The organism is Sphaerochaeta sp. (genome assembly GCF_050256055.1).
GTDB lineage: Bacteria > Spirochaetota > Spirochaetia > Sphaerochaetales > Sphaerochaetaceae > Sphaerochaeta.
Genome location: NZ_JBFWIJ010000061.1, coordinates 1 through 3,364 on the forward strand (window position 1 = coordinate 1; position 3,364 = coordinate 3,364).

Genomic DNA, 3,364 nt, shown 5'->3' on the forward strand with positions numbered 1-3,364 from the left:
CGTGTGGGCAAAACTGTGATCGACCGGGAGCACCACCAAGGTTTCGAACCTGGCATCAGGCAACTGGAACAGCTCGATGGCATCGTGGGCATTCACAAAGTAGTTCACATGGGTAAGCATGATTCCCTTCGGGTTGCCCGTCGTTCCGCTCGTATAACAGATATTGATGGTATCCCGCTCGTCAATCAAAGCCTCGACATCCTTGACCATGTCGGGGGATTGTTCCAAAAGCGTCCGACCGTCCAGCATCAAGGTATCCCAAGGCACATAGTCTACATCCTGCTTCCAATCGGCGCTGCAAATATGTTCTTCCAACCGCTCATCCTGTGCATCAAGATAGACGAACATGACCGGATGATCGAACAGGGATGACGCCTTGATTGCGTTGCCCAACGTATTCGAGGAAACCGCCAAGGCAACCGCCTCACTGTGGTTGATTCGGAAGGCGATTTCCTCCGGAGTCAACTTGATCGAAAGGGGAACACTGATCATCCTTGCCTTGATCGCACCAAGCTCACAGGTCACCCAGCTACTCTTCCCTTCGCTGAGAATGCCGATGGTCTGACCGGCTTTGAACCCATGATGCAGCAAATACGCCGCCACCTGGTCGGACTGTACATCGGTCTGTGCATAGGAGCAAGCTAGCCAGCCTGCCTCCGTCCTGGTATTCGTATATGCCCGGTCTCCATACTTGAGAGCTGCCTCGTGCAACATGGCAACAATGGTTCTTTGCATACTATCCTTCCCCGCCTTTTGTTTGTATCCTATACTTACACGTATACCCTACCTGTCAAGAAAACACAAGGATTTCGAGGTAGGGCTCTCACCGATTCAAAGGGTTTTGTCACTTAGGATCTATGGAAGGATGAAACAACCTCCGTATCCACGGCAAACTCATACATCAGGCCGTTGAACACCTTGGTGCATCGACCGATGACCGTTCCATCATCCAATACACAGACACCACGGCACCACAGGCTGGCCGACTGGCAGTCGATCCCCAACTGTTTGCAGATCTCCTCGTTCGGGTTGATCGCAGCAACCTTCCCATTGACGAAATGACACTTCTGACCGACTTGTTGGCTGACCAGTTCAAAGAAGGAACGCTCATCCTCCTCGTCAAGCATCGCGATTTCCGTACCGAAGCGGGGTGCGACATAGTAATCGGAAAGGACCGAAGGCTTGCCATCCACTGTATGCAGGCTCTTGAAATGCCAGAGATAGGAAGCACTTGGATCGTTGGACAGACCGATCTGATTTCTATCGGCATCGGAAGCTTCGACCTTTTCCTTCAGCAGAATCTTATAGATTCCTTTTGGCATCGTTTCCTGGACAGCCGAGGAAAGCTGGGGATATCCCAAACCCACCACCGATCGTTTGAACAGGACGAAAGACCCCCGGCCTCTCGTCCTGGTGATGTATCCTTGCTTGACCAAACCATCGAGGGCGCGCCTGATAGTGACCCGGGAAACCCCGTAGTGATCACACAATTCCATTTCCGTAGGAATACGAAACCCTTCAGGCCATTCCCCGAATATTATTTTCATCTGTAGTTGCGAGAATACGTTCTTGAATTTCAGAGCCATGCTCATTCCTCCATATTGTGCAAGATCAGGAGTCCAATCTATTGTTTTAGTATAATACAAATCAACAAAGACTTCAGTAAGGATTTTGTCCTAACAGAGAGAGTATATACATGCCAATAGGTTATGTAAACAATACTATAAGCTATTTATTTGAAATACTAATATTTTAATAGGCTTACAAAACAGAAACTTTGTCTTGTCAAGTAAATAGGCTTTGAGCATAGGAGGATAAGACAAATATCCTTTACTCTTCCTTTCTGCACCGTTTGTGAGTATACTTATTGATACAAAGTTTCAACAGGAGGATACAATGGCTTATTCGGAACCCTTTGATGCACTCGACGAAAAAACGAGGGATATCAGTAGAGCAATCACCAGCCTCAGGGAAGAGCTCGAAGCGATCGATTGGTACAACCAGCGGGTCAGCACCACCAAGGATGCAGAACTCAAGGGAATCATGGCACACAATCGTGATGAAGAGATTGAACATGCCGTTATGGCTCTTGAATGGCTCAGACGGAACATGGACAAATGGGATGAGGATCTGAAGACCTATCTTTTTACCGCCGGTTCCGTACTCGAAGTGGAAGCAAGCGGTTCTGGGGGAAAGAGCGCCGATACTCTGACGATCGGAGACTTGAAAACCTGACCAAAACCTTTGGTCCCAAGGAGGAACAGGTATGGATTTGTTTAAACGTGAACTCGCCCCGCTCTCCAAGCAGGCGTGGGCTGCTATAGAAGAAAGAACGAAAGAGGTGCTGCTCTCACGATTGAGCGCGCGCAGCGTCGTCAAGGTTGAAGGCCCGAAAGGCATTGCGTATGCTGCAGTCAACACAGGCCGGCTCAACCTGATCGACGATGGTGAGGTGAAGACGGGAGTCTATACATTGCAACCGCTTACCGAAGCCCGTATCCGGTTCTCCTTGAACAAATGGGAATTGGACAATCTGATCAGAGGAGCGAAGGACATCGACTTCGAGAATCTGGACAACGCAGTGGAAAAACTTGCACTTTTCGAAGAGAATGCCGTCTACAACGGCTATGCAAAGGCCTCGATCAAAGGGCTGAAGGAAACGTCGGCTCACAAGAGCTTTCTCTTCGGAACGGAAGCGAATGAAATTCTGACCTCGCTCACCGAGGGATTGCTCCTGCTGAAGAAACACTTCATCCACGGCCCCTATGCGTTGGTTGTCAGCAAGGACAATTTTCTGAAGCTGAACAAGGAGTACCAGGGAGTGCGCCTGATCGAACAGGTTGAACATCTGTTGGGATCGAAGGTGGTATTGGCGACCAGCCTCGAAGGAGCACTCATGATTCCCTTCAATTCAGAGCATCTGGAATTGACCATCGGCCAAGACTTCGCCTTGGGCTATGAAAGCCATGACTCAAAGGAAGTCACCCTCTTCATCACCGAATCCTTCACATTCAGAGTCATGGAACCCAAATCGGTCATCGTGTACCAATAAGCGGTGTTTGGGAGTGAATTTCTTAAGAGGTCGGCATCCAACCGACCTCTTTTTTCACAAAAAAAGACGTACTCCATCATCAAGTACGTCTTTCAGAGAGCGCCAGAAGGGAATCGAACCCTCGTCTCATGCTTGGGAAGCACGAGCACTAACCATTGTGCTACTAGCGCATCTGCCCTTGGATCATAGCAAAATTGGAAAAGGATGTAAATATCAATTCAGCAGAACAGTCGAGTCCCGATTTCCACCTCCCCTTTTGCCCGGTCGAACACCACCACCGAACCAAAGCCCGTACAACCATCGGCATTGAAG

The 3,364-nt window shown here is 49.2% G+C and carries 4 protein-coding genes and 1 tRNA gene; 2 read left to right on the forward strand and 3 right to left on the reverse strand.

What is annotated here, in order from left to right:
- Positions 1–735 (reverse strand): AMP-binding protein (locus tag AB7C91_RS13665; RefSeq protein WP_428592404.1); only part of this gene is annotated, 735 nt, incomplete at its 3' end.
- Positions 736–848: 113 nt separating this feature from the next.
- Positions 849–1,586 carry a GntR family transcriptional regulator gene (locus AB7C91_RS13670; RefSeq protein ID WP_332447159.1) on the reverse strand — a complete coding sequence of 246 codons (738 nt, stop codon included), beginning with the start codon at positions 1,584–1,586 and terminating at the stop codon, positions 849–851.
- Positions 1,587–1,896: 310 nt separating this feature from the next.
- Between AB7C91_RS13670 and AB7C91_RS13675 the strand changes: the two genes are divergently transcribed.
- Together AB7C91_RS13675 and AB7C91_RS13680 are read left to right on the forward strand one after the other, a co-directional pair.
- Positions 1,897–2,235 carry a ferritin-like domain-containing protein gene (locus AB7C91_RS13675; protein ID WP_332447158.1) on the forward strand — a complete coding sequence of 113 codons (339 nt, stop codon included), beginning with the start codon at positions 1,897–1,899 and terminating at the stop codon, positions 2,233–2,235.
- 31 nt (positions 2,236–2,266) lie between these two features.
- Positions 2,267–3,052 carry a family 1 encapsulin nanocompartment shell protein gene (locus AB7C91_RS13680; protein WP_332447157.1) on the forward strand — a complete coding sequence of 262 codons (786 nt, stop codon included), beginning with the start codon at positions 2,267–2,269 and terminating at the stop codon, positions 3,050–3,052.
- A gap of 98 nt (positions 3,053–3,150) precedes the next feature.
- Here AB7C91_RS13680 and AB7C91_RS13685 read toward each other — a convergent pair.
- Positions 3,151–3,222, reverse strand: a tRNA-Gly gene (locus AB7C91_RS13685).
- Positions 3,223–3,364: the final 142 nt, after the last annotated feature.

What these genes read in the sequence shown, in the direction of transcription:
- AB7C91_RS13680 (WP_332447157.1), top strand. Translation starts at nt 2,267, where the DNA reads ATGGATTTGTTTAAACGTGAACTCGCCCCGCTCTCCAAGCAGGCGTGG.
- AB7C91_RS13670 (WP_332447159.1), bottom strand. Translation starts at nt 1,586, where the DNA reads ATGGCTCTGAAATTCAAGAACGTATTCTCGCAACTACAGATGAAAATA.
- AB7C91_RS13675 (WP_332447158.1), top strand. Translation starts at nt 1,897, where the DNA reads ATGGCTTATTCGGAACCCTTTGATGCACTCGACGAAAAAACGAGGGAT.